We start from the raw sequence: 21809 nt of genomic DNA, 5'->3' as shown, positions 1-21809 counted from the left end.
TCTCCCTTCAGGCGGTGCGAAGCAGGTGGGCCAGCGGCTCGAGGCGGCGCAGCGCTTCCTCGATGTCGGCCATCTCCAGGTCGCGGTGCGGAATGAAGCGGATGGCCGATCCCACGGGCAGGACCCGCACGCCGACCCCTTCCAGCGCCGCCAGAGCCGCGGGCGCGTCCGGCACGGGCACCAGCAGGATGTTGGTCTCGGGAACCGGCGCGGCGACGCCGAAGCCGCGCAGCCCCTCCGCGAGACGCCGGGCCTTGGCGTGGTCCTCGGTGATTCGGGGCAGGTAGTCCAAGGCCACCAGCCCGGCCGCGCCCACGACGCCGCCCTGGCGTACGCCGCCGCCCAACATCTTGCGCAGGCGCCGCGCGTCAGCGATGGCCGCCTGTGATCCCGCCAGCAGCGACCCCATGGGGGCGCCCAGCCCCTTGCTGAGACAGACCTGCACGGTATCGACGCCTTCCGTCAGCGCCGAGGGCGGAAGCCCCAGCGCCGCGGCCGCGTGCCAGATTCGTGCGCCATCCAGGTGCACCGCCAGCTTCGCCGCCTTCGCGGCGGCCACCAGGGCGCGATGCTCGGCCTGGGGTGTCACGGCCCCGCCCGCGAAATTGTGGGTGTTCTCCAGGCAGAGCAGCGTCGTGCGCAGCGCATAGTAGGGGCCGGGAGCGCCGGCGGCCTTCGTCACCTGGGCGGGTGTGGGCCGGCCGGGCCCGCCCTCCCAGGCCAGGGCCTCGGGCATGCCGCCCGCCAGCCAGGCCCCGGTGCCCAGTTCCGCGCCCAGCACATGGGCCTGGGCGGGCGCCAGGAAGCGGTCGCCGCGCTTCAAGTGGAGCATCAGGCCGATGAGGTTGCCCATGCAGCCGGAAGGCACCCACAGGGCCGCCTCCAACCCCAGCAGGTCGGCCACACGGCCCTCCAGCCGGGCCAGGGTGGGATCCTGCTCCAGCACATCGTCACCCACTTCCGCAGCGGCCATGGCGGCGCGCATCTCCTTCGAAGGCTGGGTCACGGTGTCGGAACGGAGGTCGATGGGTCGCATGGGGAGATTCAATCACGGGCGTCGGTTTTTGGCTTGACGAAACAAGTTTGTATTGCAAACTTGTTTCGTGACTAAAACCGGAACCACCCCCAAGTCCATCCTCAGCCTCGATCGCATGATCCACGAACCCGCCCGCCTGGCCATCCTCACCGTGCTGGCGGCGGCGGAGGAGGTGGGCTTCCTCTTCCTCCAGCGAGTGACCGGCCTGAGCAAGGGCAACCTCTCGAGCCACACCCAGAAGCTGGAGGGGGTCGGCTACCTCGAGACCGTCAAGGCCTTCCAGGGCCGCATTCCCGTCACCAGCTTCCGCATCACGGAGGATGGGCGGGCGGCCCTCAGGGCCTATCACAAGCAGCTGCGGGCCCTGTTGCCCGAGGAGGGCCGGCGATGAGCGGAATCGACATCCAGAGGCTGGAAGCGCTCACGCATGACTACGCCGACTTCGACACCCGGAAGAGCGGCCTCGCCACGGCGCTCGGCGGAGTGATGGCCCTGATCATGAGCCTGCATGTGTTCTCCCATGCCACGAGAATGCTTCTCGGCCCCTGGTGGCACCTCCAGGCCATCCTGATCTTCCTCATGCCCCTGCTCTGGCTGCCCCTGAAACAGTTGCTCTTCCATTGGCTCTACCGCGGGCTGGGCCCCGTGAGGGCCCTTCAGGACGCGGCGCACGAGCAGAGGAAGTGGCGCTGGATCTTCGCCATCGCCCTGTTCCTGATGACCTTCCAGACCCTCGCCCTCCTGGGCTTCGTGAGTGGATACGCCGGCGTCCTCCAGCGCCCGGAAACCATCCCACAGCTGCCGGCGAGGCTTCCTTCCCTCTGGAGGTCCTGGCTATGGGTCGCGGTCCTCCCGTGGCTCTACCTGCTGGTGGCCCCGTGGTGGATCAAGGGGGTCGAGGAGGCCCGCGCCTACCTCGTCCTCGTTGGTCAGGGCGTGATCTGGATCGCCTTCGGATTCAACCAGGTAGGGGCGAACATCGGCCGGGCGACCAAGGGCTGGTTGCTTCCGGTCTTCCTGGGAATCCAAATCGGCGTCTTCATATGGGCCCTCAGGACGATCCGGCGGGGCTGGCGGGAGCACCGGGGATACCGATCTCTCCTGTTGTCTCTCACCCCCGAGGAAGAACGGCCATGACTGCCCCCAATCTCGATGCCCTGATCACCCTCACGCGCGACTACGCCGTCTTCCAGGCCCGCAAGAGCGGGCTGGCCACGGCCCTCGGGGGCCTGATGGCCGTGCTCCTGGTCCTCGCCGCGCTGAGCCCGGACTTCATGGGCGCCCGTGCCACGGGCCGCCTGCTCATCGAGTACCTCATCTGGATCCCCCTCCTCTGGCTCGCCCTCAAGGGCCTGGCCGGGCGGGCGCTCTACCGGGGCCTCGGCACCGTGAAGGCCTCGCCCGATAGGACCTAAGAGCGCCGGCGCTGGTTCTGGATTCTGGGCCTCGCGTTGTTCCTCATGGGGGTCCTGCTGGCGGCCCTTTATGCCTTCGCCTCAGGCTTCCTGCAGGCGAACCGGTCCCAGGCGGCGCTCTGCCCTCCCCCTCTTTGGATTCTGTCGATGCCCCTGCTCTATCTCCTGCCCTTGCCCTGGGCCATCCGCGGCATCGAGGAAGCCCGGGTCTATGCGGTCCTGGTCGGCCAGTGCATCCTCAGGCTCGTTCCGCTCTTCCTCTTCCGTTTCAGGGCATCGGCACCGTCCCTGCCCCAGGACTGGGGACTGTTCGGCCATTTCACGGCCGTCGGCCTGGTGATCCTCATCCTCCTCATCCAAATATGGGGGGCCCTGTCCATGGTGCGGGGCTGGAAAGAGCACCGCGAGTACCTGGCCATCCTGAGGTCGATGCCCCGGGAATCCTGACCGCTCTGGCACACTGGTTCTTTGCGCCGGAGCTTGAATGAATCTGTTGCACGCCATCCTCCTGGGTCTGATCCAGGGCCTGACGGAATTCCTGCCCGTCTCCTCCACCGCGCACCTCACCCTGGCCGAGCACCTGATGTTCGGGGGGCGCCCTATGCCGCTGGCTTTCGATGTGCTGCTCCACGGGGGCACGCTCATCGCGCTGATGGTCTACTTCCGCCGGGAGCTGGTGCAGCTGGTGATGGGGTGTCTGGGACGGGATGCGGAGGGCCGCAAGCTGGCCTTCTGGCTGTTCCTGGCGATGATCCCCACGGGCATCTTCGGGCTGGCCACCCGCGGGGTGAAGGAGGCTGCCAAGGAGCACCTCTGGGTCTACGGGATCGGCCTCCTCTGCACTTCGGGCCTGCTCTTCCTCGCCAACCGGATGAGCCGCGAGCGCAACAACATGCTCAGCGAGGATCAGGCGGGCCGGGGCATCGGCGACCTGCGGGCCTCGGACGCGCTGGCCGTCGGCACCATCCAGGGCCTTGGCGGGGGCTTCGGGCTCTCCCGCTCGGGCTCCACCATCGCCATGGGCGTGTTCCAGGGCCTGCGCCTTCCCGCCTCGGCCCGCTTCAGCTTCCTCCTCGGCATGCCCACCATCGCCGCGGCCGCCGTGGTGGAGCTCCGCGGCCTGCTGAAGCCCCTGTTCAAGCACCAGCCCCTGCCCGCGGAACTGGCCTTCCCCGCCGGGTCGGCGGCTCCCGGGCTGCTGTGCGTGGCCGGTGTGGTCGCCGCGGCCATCTCGGGCTACCTGGCCATCGGCCTCCTGGATCGCTTCACCCGCAAGCCCCGCCTCAATGGGTTCGCCCTCTACTGCCTGGGCCTGGGCCTGGTGATGCTGGTCCTGGGCGGCACAGGCGCCCTCAACCACCACTGAAGGTGCGGGCCGCGCCGTTCGCCGGCCCGGATCCTCCGTTCGCCGGTCCGGCCCAGGGCCCCCCGGATTCGTGGCCTAGACTTGGGCTTTCCCATCCGGAGGCCCGGTGATCCAGCTGAACGAGGTCCACAAATCCTTCACCGTGAAGGACCGGAAGACCCGCGTCACCAAGCGCATCGATGCCGTGCGCGGCATCTCGCTGCAGGTGAATCCCGGCGAGATCTACGGCCTGCTCGGGCCCAACGGCGCCGGGAAGTCCACCACCTTGCGGATGATCGCGGGCCTCATGGATCCCGACGGCGGATCCATCCATGTCTGCGGTCTCGATACCCGGGTGAAGCCCGAGGCGGTGCGCGGCTGTCTGGGGTACCTCAGCACGGACATGGGCGTCTACACCCGTTTCACGCCCCGTGAACTGCTCAGGATCTTCGGCGAGTTCCAGGATGTGGATCCGGTGACCGCCGAGCGCCGTGGCATGCACCTGCTCGAGAAGCTCCACCTGGCGGACTTCGCGGATGTAAAGATGGAGGGCTTCTCCTCGGGCCAGAAGCAGAAGGTGAGCATCGCCCGGGCCCTGCTGCACGACCCCAAGGTGGTGATCTTCGATGAACCGACCACCGGCCTTGATGTGCTTACGGCCAAGACCGTGCTGGACCTGCTCCGCATCATGCGTGAGGAAGGCCGCACCGTGATCGTGTCCACCCATGTCATGCCCATGGTCGAGGAGATCTGCGACCGCGTAGGCATCATCTTCGACGGTCGGCTGCACGGAGATGCGCCGCCGCACGAGATCCTGCAAAGCAGGCGCGCCAAGACTCTGGATGAGGTCTTCTTCCAGCTCGCAGCCGAATCCGAGGGAGGCAACTGATGCGCGGCGCCCTGCTCATCGCCAAGAAGGAGTTCCTGGAACTCTCGAAGGATCGCAAGACGCTGTTCTTCGCCTTCGTCCTGCCCTTCCTGCTCTACCCGGCCATCTTCGGCATGATGGCCAAGATGTCCAAGCGGGACGAGGCCCAGAACCGCAACAAGGCCAGCCGGATCTATGTCTCGGACCCCTCGGGCGCCCTCACCGGCGTGCTGCAGGGCGATCCGAAGCGTTTTGAGCTGGTGCCGAAGCCCGAGGGCGACCTGAAGCAGGCGCTCCGCGACCAGAAGCTGGATCTGGCCCTGGAGGTGGCTCCCGGCGCTGCCACGGCCCTGGAGAAACACGAGACTTTCACCGTCGCCGTCTCCGTGGACGAAAGCGAGCGCACCTCCGAGATGGCGCTCAAGCGCCTCCGCGAGGCCATGAAGGGCCAGGAGAAGGCCTGGGTCCAGGCGCGCCTCCAGGGGCTGGGGGCCTCGGCCCAGCTGGCCGAGCCCGTGAAGCTGGAGGTCAAGAACGCGGCGGACACGGCCCTGGAGATGGGCAAGGTCATGGGCCGGCTCCTGCCCTACCTGCTGATGATCATGATGTACACCGGCGCCATGCAGCACGGCATCTACGCCACCGCCGGCGAGAAGGAGCGGCACACGCTCCTGAGCCTCATGGCCACGCGGCTGCCGCGCAACCAGATCATCCTCGGGAAGCTGCTCTACATCTTCTGCATGGGGGTCATCGCGGCCCTGCTGAACCTGCTGAGCATGGGGCTCTCGATCCCCTTCATGGGCGGCGGCTCCACGGGCTCCATGCAGGCCATGGCGGCCATCGCCAACCCCATGACGCTCGGCCTCACCTTCCTGATCATGGTCCCCCTGGGCCTGTTCTTCTCGAACTTCATCCTGCTCATGGGCATCCAGGCCAAGAACACCATCGAGGCGGGCAGCGCCATCACACCGGGCATCTTCCTGGTGGTCTTCCTGGGCGTCTTCACCATGGCCCCGGGCGTGGACAAGATGGCCTTCCTGTCCTATGTGCCCGTGGTGAATGTCTGTCTGGCCCTCCGCAAACTTTTCAGCCAGCAGTTCAGCTGGGCGGAGTACCTGATCGCCTTCGCCATGACCGTAGGCCTGGCGGGCATCATGACCCTGGTTTCCACCCGGGTCCTGAACCGGGAGAAGGCGCTGTTCAAGGCCTGAGGGGCCATCCCCTGCACCGGGCCCGGGATTTGCCGGCGGAAACCTGTCACTCTATAGTTTCCACAAGGTTTCCAGAGGATCCACGCATGGCGACGAAGGCTAAGTCAGAATCCACCCCCAAGTCCGCCCCGGCCCCCGCTCCGGCGACCGCTCAGCACACGCCCCTCGCGGCCACTTTCGCCAAAGCCGTGAAGCTCGTGGATTCAGGAAAGCATCCCGAGGCCGTGAAGGCCCTCGAGGCCCTGATCCAGGAGGCCCAGGCTGCCGGTGACTGGGCCGTGAAGCGCCGGGCGCAGGTCTACCTCGCCCTTTCGGAATCCAAGGTCCATCCCGCCAAGGCCGTCGCTGCGGACCCGGTCACGGAAATCCAGGCCTGCCTCAACCGCCGGGATACCGACGAAGCCATCAAGATGGCGGAGAAGGCCCTCAAGAGCCATCCCACCGCGGGCTCGCTGCATTACCTCAAGGCCGTGGCCTTCGCCCAGGCCGAGAATGCCGAAGCCTCCGCCGAAAGCCTGAAGAAGGCCATGGAACTCGATGCCGACCTGGTCTTCCAGTGGCACATGGAGCCGGACTTCAACCCGATCCGCAAGTCCCCCCTCTTCGCCTTCACCGAGGGCCGCTAGGCTCCGTCAGGGCATGGGATCGGTCTGATGCCCAGCCCCCCGGCCCTTCACGCCGACCAGCCTCTCAAGGTGGTGGCCCTGGGCGGTGGGACCGGCTTGGCCGCCCTGCTGCGGGCCCTGAAGCGCGAAGCGGGGCGCAGCCGGGAGCCCTGGCGGCTCACAGGCATCGTGACCGTCTCCGACAACGGGGGCTCCTCGGGGCGTCTCCGGGACGAACTGGGCGGCCTCCCCCCGGGCGACCTCCGTAACTGCCTGGCGGCCTTGACCCTGGAGGATTCGGCCCTGTCCGACCTCCTCAACTACCGTTTCAAGGGGGAGGGCAGCCTCGCGGGCCACTCCCTCGGCAACCTCATGCTCTGGGCCCTGGCGGACCTCACGGGCGATTGGGTGCGGGCCATCCGGCAGCTCTCGAGCGTCCTCGTCACCGTGGGCAGGCTCTTCCCCTCGACCATCATGCCCGTCACCCTCTGCGCCGAGGACATGGCGGGGGTGCGGTATGTGGGAGAGACCGCCGTGGGGTCCTGCCGCCCCCCCCTCGCCCGGCTCTGGCTGGAGCCCCGGGGCGCCGAACCCCTACCCGAGGCCATCCTGGCCCTCCTTCGCGCCGACCTGGTGATCCTGTCGCCAGGCAGCCTCTATTCCTCGACCATCTCCAACCTCCTGCTCCCGGAACTGCAGGAGGCCGTGGCCATCTCCCGGGCCCCGGTCCTCTATGTGGCCAACCTGATGACTGAGCCCGGCGAGACCGCCGGGCTGGATCTCGAAGGGCACCTCAGCGCGATCTCGGCTTTCGGCCGGGTCCAGGTCTCCGCCGTGATCGCCAACGCCGACCCCCTGCCGCCGGACATGCTCGCCCGCTACCGGGAGGAGGGCGGCGAGCCCCTGACCGCCCCCGGGGACCGCATCCTGGACATCCCGATCCACCGATTCCCCCTACTGGACCCGGAGGCCCCCCTGGCCCGGCATCACCCCAGCCTCCTGAACCAGGCCATCCGGGAGACCCTCACCCGACTTTGAGGCCACCTAGCCCCCCAGGGGCGAGATGCGCGAAGGCCGTGACCCCTCACGCCCGGCCCCGCCCTGCCGATAGGTAGGTGAAGGGGCCCCGGGGCCCTTGTAGATTTATCGGCAGGTTCATTTTTCGACAAGGAATCTGGGGTACCCTTTAGGCAAGGCAGGGGGCATGAGTTGGCGCTGAGTGGCGATCTTGCGACGATGGGCCTGGAAGACATCTTCCAGTGGCTGGCCGTGGGCAAGAAGACCGGCGTCCTGGAGCTGCGGGGCTCCCTGCACACCAAGCGCGTGGCCTTCCACGAGGGCCGCATCACCAGCATCTGGTCCTCAGATCCCCGCGAGTACCTGGGCCAATACCTGCTCGCCTTCAACCGCATCACCGAAGAGCAGCTGCGCGACGCCCTGGCCACCCAGGAGGATGAACAGCAGCTCCTGGGGCGCATCCTCATCAACCGCCAGCTGGTGACCGAGGCCGAGATCCGGCGCATCGTCCAGCTCAAGGTGGAAGAGAGCATCTACGACACCTTCCTGTGGAATGTGGGCAGCTTCGAGTTCCACGATGGCGCCGCCTCCCACCAGAAGTCCATGCTCCTCAGCCTCGATGTCACCGGCATCGTGCTGGAAGGTGCCCGTCGCATGGACGACTGGAAGCGCATCCGCAAAGTCATCAAGGGCGGTGATGCCGTCCTGGCCCCCATCTCCGAGGCCATCGCCGAGCGCCTGCCCCTGGCGACGGATGATGCCGACATCCTCGCGCGGCTGGACGGCCACAAGCGGGTGGACCAGCTGGTGCTGGACATGCGGATGCCCGAGTACAAGATCAACAAGCTGCTCTTCGACTTGCACGAGAAGGGCCTCGTCCGCATCCTCAACTCCGGCGGCAACCTCGGCGAAAACCCCAGCCTCCAGCTCCAACGGGCCCGGGCCCTGGTGGAGAAGCAGAAGCTGCAGGAAGCCCAGGAGGAGTTGCGTCGCATCCTGAAGGACCAGCCCCGCCATCTCGATGCCAGCAAGATGATGGCCGTGGTCCAGGACCTGCTGGAGGACAAGAAGCTCGATCAGGACCTGATCCCCGAGCTGGCTGTGAGCCTCGACGAGCTGATGACGACGAACCTCGGCCCCAACGAGGCCTTCCTCGCCAGCCGGGTCAATGGGCTCTGGGCCATCCGCGACATCCTCACCATCGCCCCTTTCGAGCAGGATGAATGCCTCGCCATCTTCTCCAAGCTCATCAAGCGTGGGATTCTCAAGACCACGAAACCCGCCCAGGGGGGTCATCAGCCGGATGCCTTGCGCTGAACCCTCCGCACCCGGAGGCGCCATGCGCATCGTCCTTGCCCTGCTGCTGATCGCCGTGCCCCTCGCGGCGGCCAGGAAACCGACGCCCGCCCAGCTGGAGGCCCAGGTCCGGCGTCTCACCGAAGAGCGGGATGGCCTCAAGCAACGGCTAGCGGCCACGGAGGACCTGCAGCAGGAACTGGCGGCGTCCCAGAAAGCCAGGGATCTGGCTCGGTCCGAGGCCCAGGCCGCCCGCCGCGAGGCCGAGCAGGTGCGCGCCACCCTCACGGAGAATCAGGGGGGCGGTGAGGCCATGCTCAAGGAGCTGCAGGCCGCGAAGCAGGAAGCCACTGACGCCAAGGCCGAGGCGGCCAGGCTCAAGGCCGAAAACGACGAGTTCCGCAGCAAGGCCGGGGCGACTCCGGCCGAAGGAGACCTGGTGCTGCTGAGTGAAGACATCCAGCCCGCCCGGCCCCTGAACCTGAACCGGGTCGTGCCGCGCCTGAAGTCCTCGGGCTTCTTCTCGGGCCGGCCCAAGGGCGTGGTGGTGGTGAATGTCCTGGTCAGCGAGAAGGGCGAGGTCGTCGCCGCCCGCCTGATCCAGGGGCTGCCGGGCGAGGGGCCCGATGTGAAAGACGCCGGCGAAGCCTGCGTGGAGGCCGCGAAGAAGATCGTCTTCGATCCCGCCACCTCCAAGGACGGCAAGACCCGCTTCAAGGTCTGGCAGGGCGTGGGGTTCTACCTGGATTGACCCCTGATGGCTCTCAGGCGGGCACGGAGGTCCGGATCAGGTGGTCGAAGGCGCCCAGGCTGGCCTTGGCACCCTCGCCCATCGCGATGATGATCTGCTTGAAAGGCACCGTGGTCGCATCGCCGGCGGCGAAGACACCGGGCATTGAGGTCTGGCCCCGGGAATCGACCTCGATCTCGCCGCGCGGCGAGAGGGCCACCGCGCCCTTGAGCCAGTCGGTGTTGGGCAGCAGGCCGATCTGGACGAAGATCCCCTCCAGGTCGAGCGCGTGGGATTCGCCGCTGATCCGGTCCCGGTAGGCGAGGCCGACGACCTTCTGCCCGTCACCCAGGACTTCGGTGGTCTGCGCCGAGGTCACCACGGCCACATTCGCCAGACTGTGGAGCTTCTTCTGGAGGACGGCATCGGCCCGGAGGTCCCGGTCGAATTCGATCAGCGTGACATGGGCCGTGATGCCGGCCAGATCGATCGCGGCCTCCACGCCGGAGTTCCCGCCGCCGATCACGGCGACGCGCTTGCCTTTGAACAGCGGGCCGTCGCAGTGGGGGCAATACGCCACCCCCTTGGTGCGGTACTCCTGCTCACCCGGCACCTTCATCTCCCGCCACCGGGCGCCGGTGGCGAGAATCACGGTCCGGCTCTTGAGGACCGCCCCGCTCGCCAGGCGCACTCCGATGAGGCTGTCGGCCCCAGCCGGAATCAAGGCCTCGGCCCGCTGCAGATGGATGATGTCGACCTCGTACTCGCGGACATGCTGCTCAAGCGCCTGCGCCAGCTTGGGCCCCTCGGTCTCCTTCACCGAGATGAAGTTCTCGATGCCCAGGGTGTCGAGCACCTGCCCGCCGAAGCGCTCGGCCACCAGGCCCGTGCGGATGCCCTTGCGGGCGGCGTAGATCGCAGCGGCTGAACCTGCCGGGCCGCCGCCGACCACCAGAACCTCGAAGGCCTCCTTGTGGCTGAGCTTTTCCGCTTCCCGCCCGGCGGCGCCCGCATCCAGCCGGGCCAGGACTTCCTCCACGCTGGTGCGACCCTGGCCGAAGGGCTCCCCGTTCAAAAAGATCGCCGGCACGCCCATGATCTGGCGGGCATCGACTTCCGCCTGGAAGAGCGCCCCGTCGATCATCTCCGCTTCAAAGCCCGGATGGAGCGCGGCCATCGCGTTGAGGGCCTGTACCACCTCCGGGCAGTTGTGGCAGGACAGCGAGACGAAGGTCTCGAAGCGAAATCGACCGTCCAGACCACGGATCTGTTCGATGGCCTCCGCTTCCAGCTTGGGTGGATGGCCACTGACCTGCAGGAGCGCCAGCACCAGCGAGGTGAATTCGTGGCCCATGGGAAGGCCCGAGAAATGCACGCGCGGAACCTCGCCCACCCGGCTGATGCCGAATGAGGGCCGGCGGGGGTGGTGCCCGTCCGTGCGAAGATCCACCTTGCCGGAGAGTGTTGAGATCTCCTGGAGCAACGCGAGCATCTCGGCGGACTTGGTGCCGTCATCGAGCGAGGCCACCAGCTCGATCGGCTGGACGAGCTTTTCGAGGTAGCCCTTCAACTGGGCCTTGATGTCTGCCGCGAGCATCGTCGTTCTCCAAAGAAGGGTGCTGCGGGAACGCCCGGGACAGGCGTCCCCTCGCCCGGGCAGAGGACTCTGGAGCCGGTGCCCCGGAATCCTCTGCGCTGCGGGCCGTCAGGGTGGCGGAAACGCCTCAGATCTTGCCGACGAGATCCAGCGAAGGAGCCAAGGTCGCCTCGCCTTCCTGCCACTTCGCCGGGCAGACCTCGCCGGGGTGGCTGGCGACATACTGGGCGGCCTTGATCTTGCGGAGCAGCTCTTCAGCGTTGCGGCCGATGCCCCCGGCGTTGATCTCGATGATCTGGATCTTGCCTGCCGGATCGATCACGAAGGTGCCGCGCTCAGCCAGGCCGGCCTCTTCGATGAGCACGCCGAAGTTCCGCGAGATCGCCTGGGTCGGGTCGCCCACCAGCGGGTACTTGATCTTGCCGATGGTTTCCGAGGTGTCGTGCCAGGCCTTGTGGGTGAAATGGGTGTCGGTGGACACCCCGTAGATTTCCACGCCCAGCTTCTGGAATTCGGCGTAGTGGTCAGCGAGGTCGCCCAGCTCGGTGGGGCAGACGAAGGTGAAATCCGCGGGATAGAAGAAGAACACGGACCACTTGCCCTTCAGGTCGGCCTCGTTGACGGGAATGAACTGGCCATTCTGGAAGGCCGTGGCTGAGAAGGGTTTGACCTCGGTGTTGATCAAGGACATCGTCATCGGGCTTTCTCCTGAGGAACCGCAAGCGGCGGTTCCCCTAAAGAGCCAAGCGCATGCCAACATCATAAATAAATTATTTTTAAATATTTATGCAATAAACACCGAGCTTGGCGCGCTTCGATTCCCGGCATGTCGAGAGGGCCATTCCCGACATGTCGAGACGACCTGGCCCCACCGGGAGCCCAGAGCCGGCCCTCTGAATCAGGCCCGCTCACCGAAGGGGCTCGGCTCCCCGACGCCCCATCGGGCTTCGTACCAGACCTTCTCGAGGCACAGGCCCCCCGGAGGTGCCGTGAGGCCGGCCCGGGTGCGGTCCCGCGCGGCGAGCAGTGCGCCCAGCGAATCCGGACGCCGGCGCCCCCGGCCCACCTCCACCAGGGTGCCCGTCATGATGCGGACCTGGTGCATGAGGAAGCTGGTGCCTTCGAAGATGAGCTCCACACCGCCCTCCATGGGCGCGAGGCGGAGGTCGTGGAGGGTCCGCACCGGCGTTTTCGCCACGCACTCCACGCAGCGGAAGCTCGAGAAATCATGGGTGCCCAGCAGCGGAGGCACGGACTCCGCCATGGCCTGCAGATCCAGAGGCGCAGCCTGGCGGACATGCCAGCGGAAGGGGGCCAGCAGGGGGTCCTCCACCGGCCCGAGACCCAACCGATACACATAGCGCTTGGCCACCGCGTGCTGGCGAGGGAAGAAGCCCTCCGGCGCCGGCTGCGCGGCCATCACGCGGATGTCCTTGGGAAGATGCGCATTCAGGGCCGCGAGCAGGCGATAGGGATCCCAGGCGCGGACCGTGCGGATCAGCACACCCTGGGCCCGCGCATGGACACCCGCGTCCGTGCGGCCCGTGCCCTGGGGCATGGGGGCTTCGGGATCCAGGGCCTGGAGAGCCTTCCACAGATCTCCCTGTCCGCTCCGCAGGCTCGTCTGGATCTGCCAGCCATGGAAACCCGCGCCGGCATAGGCCACGGTCAGAAAGAAGGGGTACGCCATGCCTCATCATAGGCCGTGGCGGGCCTTTCGCGGATAGGGGCCCCCCAGGTCGCCCGTTCTACGGTGATCTGCGCGATTCATGGGACTTACAGGCAAGCATTTCCGGCCATTCAGATGTTCCATGCATGCCTAGACTCCCCAGGAATGCCGATCTCCCGTTTTTTTTCGAAGAAAAACCTTGACCACACTGCATCTGCGGCGTAGCTTCTTGGCAGTTTAGGAAATACAGTATTCATCGGCTTCTACGGGCCTTTGATATTCGAAAACCCAGTAAGCACGGTCGTCTCCATCCGGGGGCGATTTCGTTTCCCTCAACCTGGGGACGCAATTCCCCAAATTCGGAGGTTTCCATGAACAAGGCTGAACTGGTTAGCGCCGTCGCCGACAAGGCCGGCATCACCAAGGCCCAGGCCGCTGCCGCCCTGGATCAGGTGCTTGGTGGTATCGCTTCCGCCCTGCGCTCCGGCGACAAGGTCACCCTGGTGGGCTTCGGCACTTTCTCCGTCGCCAACCGCGGTGCCCGCACCGGTCGCAACCCCCGCGACAACAAGCCCATCAAGATCGCTGCCAAGAAGGTTGCCAAGTTCAAGCCCGGCAAGAAGCTGGCTGACGAAGTCAACGGCAAGGGCGGCAAGAAGCGCAAGTAGGATCGAGCGAGCCGGTTTCGGCCGGTTTCCAGGATCTTCGGGGCCCGTTTCGACGGGCCCCGATTCATGCCAAAGCTCTTTTTTGATGCATTATGGGTCGGAGATTCCCGGAGCTGGCAACAGGCGTCAACTTTCGTTCTCAGCGAATTCTGCCCTCCTAAATCCCGTATCCCATTGGTATGGGCCCGATTTGCCCCAGAGAACCGGCACCTGTCCGCTATTCAGGCCCCCCGCCTGCCCTTCCGATGAGAGGGGGTGTTGCGAGAGGTTTCCATGTCTGACGAAGAGGTCTCCCCCAAGAAGAGCCCCCTGAAGCTGATCCTCCTCATCGTGGTCGCGCTGGCGGTCCTCGGTGGGGGTGGGGCGGGCACCCTCTGGTATCTGAAGAAGCGCCAGGCGGCGAAGGCGGCGGCCGAGGCTGCTGCGGCCCAGGCCGCCACCCAGGCCGAAGCAGCCCCTGGTGAGCCAGGCCCCGCCGAGGCGAACTCGGACGACTGTGAGGGCGCCGGCGACGGGAAGGAGGCCGGCGGGCACGGGGGCGCCGAAGCCTCGCCCGTGATGGTGCTGACCCGCACCGTGAACCTCACCGGCCCCCGGAGGAACGCCTTCCTCCGCTGCGAGTTGAACATCCTCTTCTGCGACGCCGAACTGGGGAAGCTGGTCTCCGGCGACAAACCCTCCCCCGAGAAGAGCCTCATCCAGTCGATCATCCTGGGTGCCCTCTCCGGCAAGAGCGTGGAGGAGGCTTCGGATGCCGAGTCCCGCGAGGCCCTGCGCCAGGAGATGAAGGACAAGCTGAACGAACAGTTCAGGCCCCACCCCCCCAAGCCCGGCGAGAAGGAAGATCCCAAGCACAAGAAACCGAAGCGGCCCATCAAGAGCGTGCTCATCGTGGACTGGGCCATCCAGCAGTAATCGGGGATCTGGCATGCCCGTTGCGGCGCCGGGAACGCGGGTCCATGCTTTGACAGGACCATCGGGAGGGACATGATCAAGCGGGGAGATCGGCTCGAGGTCGACCGCGTGCTCAGCTTTGAGCAGGTGGTGGCGGAGGTCATGCCCTTCATCGAGACCCCTCTTTCGCTGGAGATCCAGCTGGGCCAGGCGCGCATGACCATCCGCGAACTGCTGGACCTGGAGCCGGGCTCCCTGGTGGAGCTCAAGAAGAGCGCCGGCGAGCCCATGGATGTCCTCTGCAAGGAGCGCGTCATCATCCGCGGCGAGGTCACGGTGCTGGAAGACACCCTCGGACTGCGGGTCACCGAGATCGTGGATCCCGACCGCCGGGTGTAAGGGACGGCGGCCATCCTGTGTCATCCTGGGACTTCGCCATGGATGACACCCGCTCCAGCACCCCGCCGGTCGCCCTCTGCCTGGGCGGCATGGATCCGTCCGCCGGTGCGGGTCTGCTGCGCGACGCCTTGACTTTGGCGGAACTGGGCTGCCAACCCATGGCCGTGAGCCTCGCAGAGACCCTTCAGAACGGCCTGGCCTGCACCCGCATCGAAGCTCCCGGCCTGGATCCGGTCCAGCGTGTCGAGACCCTGGCCCCGCACCTGGCCGGCCGCTGGGGCCTGAAGCTCAGCCTCTGCGCGCTGGATGCCCAAGGCTTCCGCCGTCTCTGCGCCACCCTTCGCCACTTGGCGCCACCGGTCCGCATCTGGGATCCCATCCTTGCGCCCAGCGCCGGCGTGGGCCTCCACGACGGGGAAGACCTGCGCCGGATGGCCGGGGATCTGCTGCCCATGGGCGGCTGGGTGGTGAGTCCCAACCGCGGTGAGGCCGCCGCCTTCGCCGGACTCCCGCCGGAGGCCATCCGCAGCGCCGCACCCGAAGTGCTGGCTGCGCCCTGGCTGGAGGCCGGGGCCGCCGCCGTGTGGCTCAAGGGCGGCCATGCCGCCGGCGACCAGGTGCAGGATGGGTGGTTCACGACCGAGGGCACCTGGCGTCTTGAATCCGCGCCCCGGCTCCCCGGCGAGCGTCGCGGCACCGGCTGCCTCCTGTCCGCCAGCTGGCTGGGTCTCCGGCTCCGGGGCCTGACGGACCTTGAGGCTGCTGAAGAGGCCGCTCGCCGCCTGCGCGGCCGCTGGAACCTGGCCTTCGCCCCCGGGGGTGTCGGCCGGCCGATGTTCGCCCCCCTTGCCGCGGAGGCGCGGTGACGGAGACGGAGGGTCGGGGGTTCCTGCTGCGCGCTGCCACCGACGGCCCCTGGGCCGGCTGGGCCGGCTCGCGCTTCCTGGAAGAAGGTCTGGCTTCGGTCCATGCGGCGCCGGGCCGGGCCCTGGCCCGCCTCATGCATCTGGCTTCGCTCCTTCCCGGTGGCTTCGGTCTGGTGTGGGACCACCCCCCGGCCTGGATGGAGGCCCTCCCCGCAGAGTCCCGCCAGGGCTGGTGGGAGGCCATCTCCGCCGTCCCCGGCCTCAGCCTCCATGTGGGGCCCGACACAGCCGCCCAGCTCCCCGGGGGCGCCTTCCGTGCCTGGGTGCACGCCCCCGGGATGCCCGAGGGGCCGATCGGCGAGGCCTGGCGCCACGGAGTCCTCGGTTGGGCGCCCCGACCCACGCCTGCCTGGCATCTGCCGGATCTCGGAACGCCCGCCCCGGGAGACGAGGTGCCGCCGGGCTGGCTCTGGGGGGAAGTGACCCTGCCTCTGGGGGCCCTCTCCACGCTGGCCTCGGGTGAAGCCCTGGTGACCGCCCTGTCCGAAGCCCAGGGGTCGGCCGAGCGGGGCTTGGCCCAGCGCCTGTCGGTGGGCGCCTGGGGGGATCTCCCCTTCTCGCGCCGCACCGCCGGCTGGCGCGTCGCCCTGACCGGCGGGGTGGAATTCCAGCGGGCGGGCGGCACCTGGGCCGCCGCTTTCGGTCAGCTCCGGGCCCTCAAGGCCCTGCTCCAGGAGCGCCTGCGCACGCCCATCCATCTCGGTGCCGGCAGCGATCCCCGGATGGCCGCCCTCCTCGGCCGCCAGGCCCTCCGGGAAGGCCTGCCCTGGCGGGCCAGCCTGCCGCTTCCCCCCGCGCCCGGCGCCTTCACGCCCGGGCTGGCCGCGGACCCGCGGGACCCCGCCCCGCTGGAGGCCCGCGCCCTCCAACCCGCCGCCTGGGCGGACACACTCGACCACTCGCCCGCAATCCTGCTGCGGGTGCCTGCCGTCCCGCCCGAGGCCGGGGCCCAGGCCCTCCTGGCGCAGATCCAGCCCGCGCCGGCCCTGCGCTGGCTACCTCCGGACCTGCCGCCACCGGCCCCCTTCGATCCCGACCGCCCCTGGGCCCTGCCCGCTGCCTTCCCCTTCCCGGCGGATCCCGGCAATGGCGTCCAGCGCGGGCTCTTCGAAGATCTCGGCTGATACCCTGAGGGCCACCGGAGCCGCCATGTCCGCCGAACACCTCGAACAGCGATCCCGGGTCCGCATCGCCCTCCTGTCCATCGGAGCGGGGATCTGCGTCCTCGGCCTGAAGTATCTGTCCTTCCTGCTGTCCGGCTCCGTGGCCCTGAAGTCCGACGCCATCGAGAGCGTGGTGAATGTGGTGGCGGCCGTGTTCGCCCTGGGGGCCGTGATCTTCGCAGGCAAGCCCGCCGACAAGGAGCACCCCTACGGCCACGGCAAGATCGAGCATTTCAGCGCCGCCTTCGAGGGCGGCCTCATCTCGCTGGCGGCAGTGCTCATCATCTTCGAGGCCGCCAAGGGCTTCTTCTACGGCGTGGAGCTCAAGGACCTGGGCCTCGGCCTCATGGTCAACCTGGTGGCTGGCGCCATCAACGGCCTGCTGGGGTGGTTTCTGCTGCGCCAGGGCCGGAAGACCCGGTCCAAGGCCCTGGAAGCCGATGGCCATCACATCCTTTCCGACTTCTGGACCACCGTGGGCATCGCCACGGGCCTGCTGGCCGTGAAGCTCACGGGCCTCAAGTGGCTGGATCCCGCCATGGCCATGCTCGTGGGCCTCCTGCTGGCCCGCACGGGCTTCCGCCTGGTGAAGGAATCCTCCCAGGCCCTGCTCGACATGGAGGATCCCGATGTGCTCGGCAAAGTGCTGGCGGCCATGAACCGGGTTCGCACCTGGGACATCATCGCCGTCCACGAGATGCGCACCTTCCGTTCTGGCCGGTTCACCCATGTGGATGTGCACATCGTGGTGCCAGAGTTCTATCCCGTGCGGCAGGCCCACGACCTCTGCGAGGCCTTCGCGAAGAAATCCCTCGAGGAGGGGGGCGTCGAAGGCGAAGTCCACACCCATGTGGATCCCTGTGGACGCCTCTACTGCGAGCGCTGTCCCGCAGAGGGATGCACCATCCGGATGGCCCCCAAGACCGCCGACGCCGCCTTCCTTCTCGAAGAAGCGACCGCCGCCGGGCCGGCCTGACCTCTCCATCTAGATCCTTTCCCGCCTCCGAGGTTTCCATGCCCCAGCCGCTGGTGATCGCCAAAGCCGCCTCCGACCTCGTCCTGCTGCCCCGCATGGCCAACCGCCACGGGCTCGTGGCCGGCGCCACCGGCACGGGCAAGACCGTGACGCTGCGCACCATGGCCGAGCGGTTCTCAGCCATCGGCGTGCCGGTCTTCCTGGCGGATGTGAAGGGCGACCTGCCCGGCCTCTGCAAGCCCGGCGGAGACAACCCGAAGGTGGCCGAGCGCGTGGAGCAGCTGAAGCTTGAGGGCTTCGAATACGCGGGCTATCCCGTCGCCTTCTGGGACCTCTACGGCCAGCAGGGCCACCCCGTGCGCACCACCATCAGCGACATGGGCCCCCTGCTCTTCGCGCGGCTCCTGAACCTCAACGACACCCAGGGCGGTGTGCTGAACATGGTCTTCAAGATCGCCGACGACAACGGCCTGCTGCTGCTGGATCTCAAGGACCTGCGCAGCATGCTCCAGTTCGTGGGCGACCACGCCGCCGAGTTCAAGACCCAGTACGGCAATGTCTCCGCCGCCAGCATCGGCGCCATCCAGCGCGGCCTGCTGGAGCTGGAGAGCCAGGGCGCCGAGGCCTTCTTCGGCGAGCCGGCCCTCGACCTCGACGACCTCCTGCAGACCGACGCCAAGGGCCGCGGCGTCATCAACATCCTGGCGGCGGACAAGCTCATCAATGCGCCGAAGCTCTATGCCACCTTCCTCCTGTGGCTGCTGTCCGAGCTGTTCGAACGCCTGCCCGAGGTGGGCGATCCCGAGAAGCCCAAGCTCGCCTTCTTCTTCGATGAGGCCCACCTGCTCTTCAACGACGCGCCGGATGCCCTGCTGGACAAGATCGAGCAGGTGGTGCGCCTGGTGCGCTCCAAGGGCGTGGGGGTCTACTTCGTGAGCCAGAATCCCCTCGACATCCCCGAGAAGGTGCTGGGCCAGCTGGGCAACCGCGTACAGCATGCCCTCCGGGCCTTCACCCCCCGGGACCAGAAGGCCGTGAAGGCCGCCGCCGAGACCTTCCGGGCCAACCCGGATCTGGATGTGGCCACGGCCATCACCGAGCTGGCCGTGGGCGAGGCCCTGGTGTCCCTGCTGGACGAGAAGGGCCGTCCGGGAATCGTGGAGCGTGCCTTCGTCTGCCCGCCCCAGAGCCAGCTCTCACCCATCACGCCGGAGGAGCGGCGGCAGGTCATCACGACCTCCTTGCTGGCAGGCCACTACGAGCAGGCCATTGACCGGGAGAGCGCCTTCGAGAAGCTGAAGGCCCGCGCGGAAGAGGCCATGCAGCAGGAAGCCGCCGAGGCCCAGGCGAAGGTGGAGGCCAAGGCCAACAAGGAGCCCGCCCGCCGCTCCGACAGCATGATCGAGGCCTTCGGCAAGAGCGTCATCCGCGCCGCCGGAAGCTCCATCGGCCGCCAGATCATCCGGGGCGTCATGGGCTCCATCTTCGGTGGTGGCGGGCGCCGGCGCTGAGGGCTGGTCGGCCCTCAGGCCGCGCCCTGGTGCCGCAGGGCGTCGATGGCGGCCATGAGGGCCTGGGCATCGCTGGCGGCATGCAGGTTCTGGCGGAAGCCATGGCCGCCGGGCACGCCCTTGGTGAACCAGGCGCCGATCTTCTTGATCTTGTGCAGGGCTTCGCGGGGCTCCAGCAGATCCAGCAGGATCTGGAACAGCCGCAGCGTGGCATCGATGCGCATCTCCGTGGTGACCACGAACTCCGGGTCAAGGATCTGCCGGAAGAGGAAGGGATTGTAGAGAGCCCCGCGGCCGATCATCACCGCGGCGCAGCCAGTCTCCGCCACCATGCGGTAGGCATCCGCGGCGGCGTTCACATCCCCGTTGCCGATGATGGGGTACGAGGTGCCCGCCTCCACGGCCCGGGCGATGATGCTCCAGTCCGCGTGCCCCTCGTACTGCTGGGCCCGGGTGCGGGGGTGGATGGCCAGGGCCTGCACGCCGGCCGCCTCGAACATCCGCAGGAAATCCAGGAACTCGCCGCGATCCTTCTGTGAGGCGTCCCAGCCCGCGCGCATCTTCACCGTCACAGGGATCTTCACGGCCTTCACCATGCCCGTGACGCACCGCTCCGCCAGGCGGATGTCGCGCAGGAGGGCAGAGCCCGCGCCGCCCTTGGTGACATTGCTGGCCGGGCAGCCCATGTTGAGGTCCACCAGATCCGCACCCGCGGCCTCGCACAGCGCCGCGCCTTCCGCCAGGGCCTCGGGGCGCCCCCCGGAGATCTGCATGGACAGCGGCCGCTCGCCCGTGGCCGCCATCATCTTCTCCGCCTTCACCGCGTGCCGGATCAGCGCCTCGCTGCTGATCATCTCCGACACCACCAGACCGACGCCGCCGATCTCCCGGATGAACTTGCGGAAGGGCTGGTCGGTGATCTCATGCAGCGGCGCCATGACCAGGCGGTTGGGAACCTGGACATCGCGGATCTGGAAGGGGGCATGGGGAAAGGTCAATGGAATGCTTTCAAATGACCTTCCAGTTTAACCCGGTGCGCCGCTTGACCCGTCTCTGGATTTTGGAATGACAGGGGCGCTAACCGCAGAGAGCGGTGAGGAACGGAGGATTGCGGTTGAGGGTCCCCTCCGCATCCTCTGCGCCGGTAATCGGCTTGAGGGCATTACCGCCGCGGGGGCGGCTCCTGGAGGTTCGCCAGGAACTCGTCGTTGGTCTTGCTCTTGCCCAACCGATCCACCAGCAGTTCCATGCTCTCGCTGGGGCCGCTGGCGCTGAGGACCTTGCGGAGCACCCAGATCTTGGCCAGCTTGGCGGGCTCGATGAGCAGGTCTTCCTTGCGGGTGCCGGACTTCTGGATGTCCATGGCCGGGAAGATGCGCTTGTCGCTGAGCTTGCGGTCCAGCACGATCTCGCTGTTGCCCGTGCCCTTGAACTCCTCGAAGATCACATCGTCCATGCGGCTGCCGGTCTCGATGAGGGCCGTGGCCACGATGGTGAGCGAGCCCCCGCCCTCGATGTTGCGCGCGGCCCCGAAGAAGCGCTTGGGCCGCTGGAGTGCGTTGCTGTCCACGCCGCCCGAGAGCACCTTGCCGCTGGGCGGAACCACGGTGTTGTAGGCGCGGGCCAATCGGGTGATGGAATCCAGCAGGATCACCACATCCTTCTTGTGCTCCACCAGGCGCTTGGCCTTCTCGATGACCATTTCGGCCACCTGGACATGGCGGGTGGCGGGCTCGTCGAAGGTGCTGGAGACCACCTCGCCCTTGACGCTGCGCTCCATGTCGGTGACTTCCTCAGGCCGCTCGTCGATGAGCAGGACGATGAGGAAGACTTCGGGGTGGTTGGCGGTGATGGAATTGGCGATGTTCTGCAGCAGCACTGTCTTGCCCGTGCGGGGCGGCGCCACGATCAGGGCACGCTGCCCCTTGCCGAGGGGCGTCATCAGGTCCATGACGCGGGTGCTCAGCTCCTGGGCGTCCCGCTCCATGCGCAGGTGATGCTTGGGGTAGAGGGGCACCAGGTCGTCGAAGTGGAGGCGATCCTTCGCCGTCATCGGGGGATCGAAGTTCACCGCATCCACCCGCAGCATGGCGAAGAATTTCTCGCCTTCCTTGGGGGCGCGGATCATGCCGGACAGGGTGTCGCCCGTGCGGAGGTTGAACTTCCGGATCTGGCTGGGGGAGATGTAGATGTCCTCGGGCCCGGCGAGATAGTTCGCGTCAGGGCTGCGGAGGAAGCCGAAACCCTCCGGCAGCACCTCCAGCACACCCTCGGCGAAGAACTGGCCTTCGCGCTCGGCCTGGGCCTGCAGTACCCGGAACACCAGCTCCTGCTTGCGCATGGAGAGCGGGCTGTCGATCTCCAGCTCTTTCCCCAGCTCGGCAAGCTTGCCGATGGAGAGTTCCTTGAGCTCTTGCAAGCTCAGAACGGTCGGAGACTGAGAAGGGGTGGCCATAGGTCACCTCGGGGGCAGGGCGAGTCAG

24 protein-coding genes are annotated in these 21809 nt (G+C 67.5%); 18 read left to right on the top strand and 6 right to left on the bottom strand.

What is annotated here, in order from left to right; translation table 11 throughout:
- Nucleotides 1–7: 7 nt before the first annotated feature.
- Nucleotides 8–1036, bottom strand: coding sequence for a GntG family PLP-dependent aldolase (locus tag QZ647_RS04880; protein ID WP_291271088.1), 1029 nt, complete (start codon nucleotides 1034–1036; stop codon nucleotides 8–10).
- Between the two features lie 67 nt (nucleotides 1037–1103).
- Between QZ647_RS04880 and QZ647_RS04875 the strand changes: the two genes are divergently transcribed.
- The 11 genes from QZ647_RS04875 (at nucleotide 1104) to QZ647_RS04825 (ending at nucleotide 9544) form a co-directional block, all read left to right on the top strand.
- Nucleotides 1104–1427, top strand: coding sequence for a transcriptional regulator (locus tag QZ647_RS04875; RefSeq protein ID WP_291271087.1), 324 nt, complete (start codon nucleotides 1104–1106; stop codon nucleotides 1425–1427).
- Nucleotides 1424–2173, top strand: coding sequence for a hypothetical protein (locus QZ647_RS04870; RefSeq protein ID WP_291271086.1), 750 nt, complete (start codon nucleotides 1424–1426; stop codon nucleotides 2171–2173). Before QZ647_RS04875 ends, QZ647_RS04870 begins: the two co-directional genes overlap by 4 nt.
- Nucleotides 2170–2451, top strand: coding sequence for a hypothetical protein (locus tag QZ647_RS04865; RefSeq protein ID WP_291271085.1), 282 nt, complete (start codon nucleotides 2170–2172; stop codon nucleotides 2449–2451). Before QZ647_RS04870 ends, QZ647_RS04865 begins: the two co-directional genes overlap by 4 nt.
- A gap of 147 nt (nucleotides 2452–2598) precedes the next feature.
- On the top strand, nucleotides 2599–2898 hold the full coding sequence (locus QZ647_RS04860) for a hypothetical protein (protein ID WP_291271084.1): 300 nt from the start codon (nucleotides 2599–2601) through the stop codon (nucleotides 2896–2898).
- A 37-nt stretch (nucleotides 2899–2935) separates the two neighbouring features.
- Nucleotides 2936–3817 (top strand): undecaprenyl-diphosphate phosphatase, encoded by an 882-nt coding sequence (locus QZ647_RS04855; protein WP_291271083.1) that lies wholly within the window; start codon nucleotides 2936–2938, stop codon nucleotides 3815–3817.
- Nucleotides 3818–3923: 106 nt separating this feature from the next.
- Nucleotides 3924–4685: an ABC transporter ATP-binding protein gene (locus QZ647_RS04850; protein WP_286353477.1), complete on the top strand. Its 762-nt coding sequence runs from the start codon at nucleotides 3924–3926 to the stop codon at nucleotides 4683–4685.
- On the top strand, nucleotides 4685–5875 hold the full coding sequence (locus tag QZ647_RS04845; protein ID WP_291271082.1) for an ABC transporter permease: 1191 nt from the start codon (nucleotides 4685–4687) through the stop codon (nucleotides 5873–5875). Before QZ647_RS04850 ends, QZ647_RS04845 begins: the two co-directional genes overlap by 1 nt.
- 86 nt (nucleotides 5876–5961) lie before the next feature.
- Nucleotides 5962–6501, top strand: a complete 540-nt coding sequence (locus QZ647_RS04840; RefSeq protein WP_291271081.1) for a tetratricopeptide repeat protein — start codon at nucleotides 5962–5964, stop codon at nucleotides 6499–6501.
- Between the two features lie 27 nt (nucleotides 6502–6528).
- Complete coding sequence (yvcK, locus tag QZ647_RS04835) at nucleotides 6529–7518, top strand: uridine diphosphate-N-acetylglucosamine-binding protein YvcK (protein ID WP_291271080.1); 990 nt, start codon at nucleotides 6529–6531, stop codon at nucleotides 7516–7518.
- A 171-nt stretch (nucleotides 7519–7689) separates the two neighbouring features.
- Entirely contained in the window at nucleotides 7690–8814 is a 1125-nt protein-coding gene (locus QZ647_RS04830; protein ID WP_286353481.1) for a DUF4388 domain-containing protein, read from the top strand.
- A gap of 22 nt (nucleotides 8815–8836) precedes the next feature.
- On the top strand, nucleotides 8837–9544 hold the full coding sequence (locus QZ647_RS04825) for a hypothetical protein (protein ID WP_291271079.1): 708 nt from the start codon (nucleotides 8837–8839) through the stop codon (nucleotides 9542–9544).
- 13 nt (nucleotides 9545–9557) lie between these two features.
- Here QZ647_RS04825 and ahpF read toward each other — a convergent pair whose 3' ends face one another.
- The 3 genes from ahpF to truA all read right to left on the bottom strand — a co-directional run bounded on the left by ahpF (nucleotide 9558) and on the right by truA (nucleotide 12810).
- Nucleotides 9558–11120 (bottom strand): alkyl hydroperoxide reductase subunit F, encoded by a 1563-nt coding sequence (gene ahpF / locus QZ647_RS04820; RefSeq protein ID WP_291271078.1) that lies wholly within the window; start codon nucleotides 11118–11120, stop codon nucleotides 9558–9560.
- 127 nt (nucleotides 11121–11247) lie between these two features.
- Nucleotides 11248–11811: an alkyl hydroperoxide reductase subunit C gene (ahpC, locus tag QZ647_RS04815; RefSeq protein ID WP_291271925.1), complete on the bottom strand. Its 564-nt coding sequence runs from the start codon at nucleotides 11809–11811 to the stop codon at nucleotides 11248–11250.
- A gap of 207 nt (nucleotides 11812–12018) precedes the next feature.
- Nucleotides 12019–12810 carry a tRNA pseudouridine(38-40) synthase TruA gene (gene truA, locus QZ647_RS04810; protein WP_291271077.1) on the bottom strand — a complete coding sequence of 264 codons (792 nt, stop codon included), beginning with the start codon at nucleotides 12808–12810 and terminating at the stop codon, nucleotides 12019–12021.
- Between the two features lie 350 nt (nucleotides 12811–13160).
- On the opposite strand from truA, the gene QZ647_RS04805 reads away from it, so the two are divergent.
- The 7 genes from QZ647_RS04805 (at nucleotide 13161) to QZ647_RS04775 (ending at nucleotide 19326) form a co-directional block, all read left to right on the top strand.
- Nucleotides 13161–13457 (top strand): HU family DNA-binding protein, encoded by a 297-nt coding sequence (locus QZ647_RS04805; RefSeq protein WP_243285920.1) that lies wholly within the window; start codon nucleotides 13161–13163, stop codon nucleotides 13455–13457.
- 273 nt (nucleotides 13458–13730) lie between these two features.
- On the top strand, nucleotides 13731–14372 hold the full coding sequence (locus QZ647_RS04800; RefSeq protein ID WP_291271076.1) for a flagellar basal body-associated FliL family protein: 642 nt from the start codon (nucleotides 13731–13733) through the stop codon (nucleotides 14370–14372).
- 72 nt (nucleotides 14373–14444) lie between these two features.
- Nucleotides 14445–14750, top strand: a complete 306-nt coding sequence (locus tag QZ647_RS04795; protein ID WP_286353486.1) for a FliM/FliN family flagellar motor switch protein — start codon at nucleotides 14445–14447, stop codon at nucleotides 14748–14750.
- Nucleotides 14751–14788: 38 nt separating this feature from the next.
- Nucleotides 14789–15616 carry a bifunctional hydroxymethylpyrimidine kinase/phosphomethylpyrimidine kinase gene (locus QZ647_RS04790; protein ID WP_291271075.1) on the top strand — a complete coding sequence of 276 codons (828 nt, stop codon included), beginning with the start codon at nucleotides 14789–14791 and terminating at the stop codon, nucleotides 15614–15616.
- On the top strand, nucleotides 15613–16800 hold the full coding sequence (locus tag QZ647_RS04785) for a hypothetical protein (protein WP_291271074.1): 1188 nt from the start codon (nucleotides 15613–15615) through the stop codon (nucleotides 16798–16800). The genes QZ647_RS04790 and QZ647_RS04785 overlap by 4 nt, the downstream gene beginning before the upstream one ends.
- A 25-nt stretch (nucleotides 16801–16825) precedes the next feature.
- The gene (locus QZ647_RS04780; protein WP_291271073.1) at nucleotides 16826–17815 is read left to right on the top strand and encodes a cation diffusion facilitator family transporter; all 990 of its coding nucleotides are present in this window, start codon (nucleotides 16826–16828) and stop codon (nucleotides 17813–17815) included.
- A gap of 38 nt (nucleotides 17816–17853) precedes the next feature.
- Nucleotides 17854–19326, top strand: a complete 1473-nt coding sequence (locus QZ647_RS04775; RefSeq protein WP_291271072.1) for a helicase HerA-like domain-containing protein — start codon at nucleotides 17854–17856, stop codon at nucleotides 19324–19326.
- Nucleotides 19327–19340: 14 nt separating this feature from the next.
- On the opposite strand, the gene dusB is transcribed toward QZ647_RS04775, so the two are convergent.
- Nucleotides 19341–20324, bottom strand: coding sequence for a tRNA dihydrouridine synthase DusB (gene dusB, locus QZ647_RS04770; protein WP_291271071.1), 984 nt, complete (start codon nucleotides 20322–20324; stop codon nucleotides 19341–19343).
- Nucleotides 20325–20488: 164 nt separating this feature from the next.
- A complete protein-coding gene (gene rho, locus QZ647_RS04765) occupies nucleotides 20489–21751 on the bottom strand; it encodes a transcription termination factor Rho (protein WP_291271924.1) in 1263 nt (420 codons plus the stop codon).
- Nucleotides 21752–21809: the final 58 nt, after the last annotated feature.

Origin of the sequence: Geothrix sp., from assembly GCF_020622065.1 — a bacterium.
Classification (GTDB): Bacteria; Acidobacteriota; Holophagae; order Holophagales; family Holophagaceae; genus Geothrix.
This window is presented reverse-complemented; position numbering and strand designations above follow the sequence as displayed.

Excerpts from the sequence above, each read along its gene's own strand:
- QZ647_RS04880 (WP_291271088.1), bottom strand. The coding sequence starts at position 1,036 with ATGCGACCCATCGACCTCCGTTCCGACACCGTGACCCAGCCTTCGAAG.
- QZ647_RS04870 (WP_291271086.1), top strand. The coding sequence starts at position 1,424 with ATGAGCGGAATCGACATCCAGAGGCTGGAAGCGCTCACGCATGACTAC.
- QZ647_RS04865 (WP_291271085.1), top strand. The coding sequence starts at position 2,170 with ATGACTGCCCCCAATCTCGATGCCCTGATCACCCTCACGCGCGACTAC.
- QZ647_RS04860 (WP_291271084.1), top strand. The coding sequence starts at position 2,599 with ATGCCCCTGCTCTATCTCCTGCCCTTGCCCTGGGCCATCCGCGGCATC.
- QZ647_RS04855 (WP_291271083.1), top strand. The coding sequence starts at position 2,936 with ATGAATCTGTTGCACGCCATCCTCCTGGGTCTGATCCAGGGCCTGACG.
- QZ647_RS04845 (WP_291271082.1), top strand. The coding sequence starts at position 4,685 with ATGCGCGGCGCCCTGCTCATCGCCAAGAAGGAGTTCCTGGAACTCTCG.
- QZ647_RS04840 (WP_291271081.1), top strand. The coding sequence starts at position 5,962 with ATGGCGACGAAGGCTAAGTCAGAATCCACCCCCAAGTCCGCCCCGGCC.
- yvcK (WP_291271080.1), top strand. The coding sequence starts at position 6,529 with ATGCCCAGCCCCCCGGCCCTTCACGCCGACCAGCCTCTCAAGGTGGTG.
- QZ647_RS04825 (WP_291271079.1), top strand. The coding sequence starts at position 8,837 with ATGCGCATCGTCCTTGCCCTGCTGCTGATCGCCGTGCCCCTCGCGGCG.
- ahpF (WP_291271078.1), bottom strand. The coding sequence starts at position 11,120 with ATGCTCGCGGCAGACATCAAGGCCCAGTTGAAGGGCTACCTCGAAAAG.
- ahpC (WP_291271925.1), bottom strand. The coding sequence starts at position 11,811 with ATGTCCTTGATCAACACCGAGGTCAAACCCTTCTCAGCCACGGCCTTC.
- truA (WP_291271077.1), bottom strand. The coding sequence starts at position 12,810 with ATGGCGTACCCCTTCTTTCTGACCGTGGCCTATGCCGGCGCGGGTTTC.
- QZ647_RS04805 (WP_243285920.1), top strand. The coding sequence starts at position 13,161 with ATGAACAAGGCTGAACTGGTTAGCGCCGTCGCCGACAAGGCCGGCATC.
- QZ647_RS04800 (WP_291271076.1), top strand. The coding sequence starts at position 13,731 with ATGTCTGACGAAGAGGTCTCCCCCAAGAAGAGCCCCCTGAAGCTGATC.
- QZ647_RS04795 (WP_286353486.1), top strand. The coding sequence starts at position 14,445 with ATGATCAAGCGGGGAGATCGGCTCGAGGTCGACCGCGTGCTCAGCTTT.
- QZ647_RS04790 (WP_291271075.1), top strand. The coding sequence starts at position 14,789 with ATGGATGACACCCGCTCCAGCACCCCGCCGGTCGCCCTCTGCCTGGGC.
- QZ647_RS04780 (WP_291271073.1), top strand. The coding sequence starts at position 16,826 with ATGTCCGCCGAACACCTCGAACAGCGATCCCGGGTCCGCATCGCCCTC.
- QZ647_RS04775 (WP_291271072.1), top strand. The coding sequence starts at position 17,854 with ATGCCCCAGCCGCTGGTGATCGCCAAAGCCGCCTCCGACCTCGTCCTG.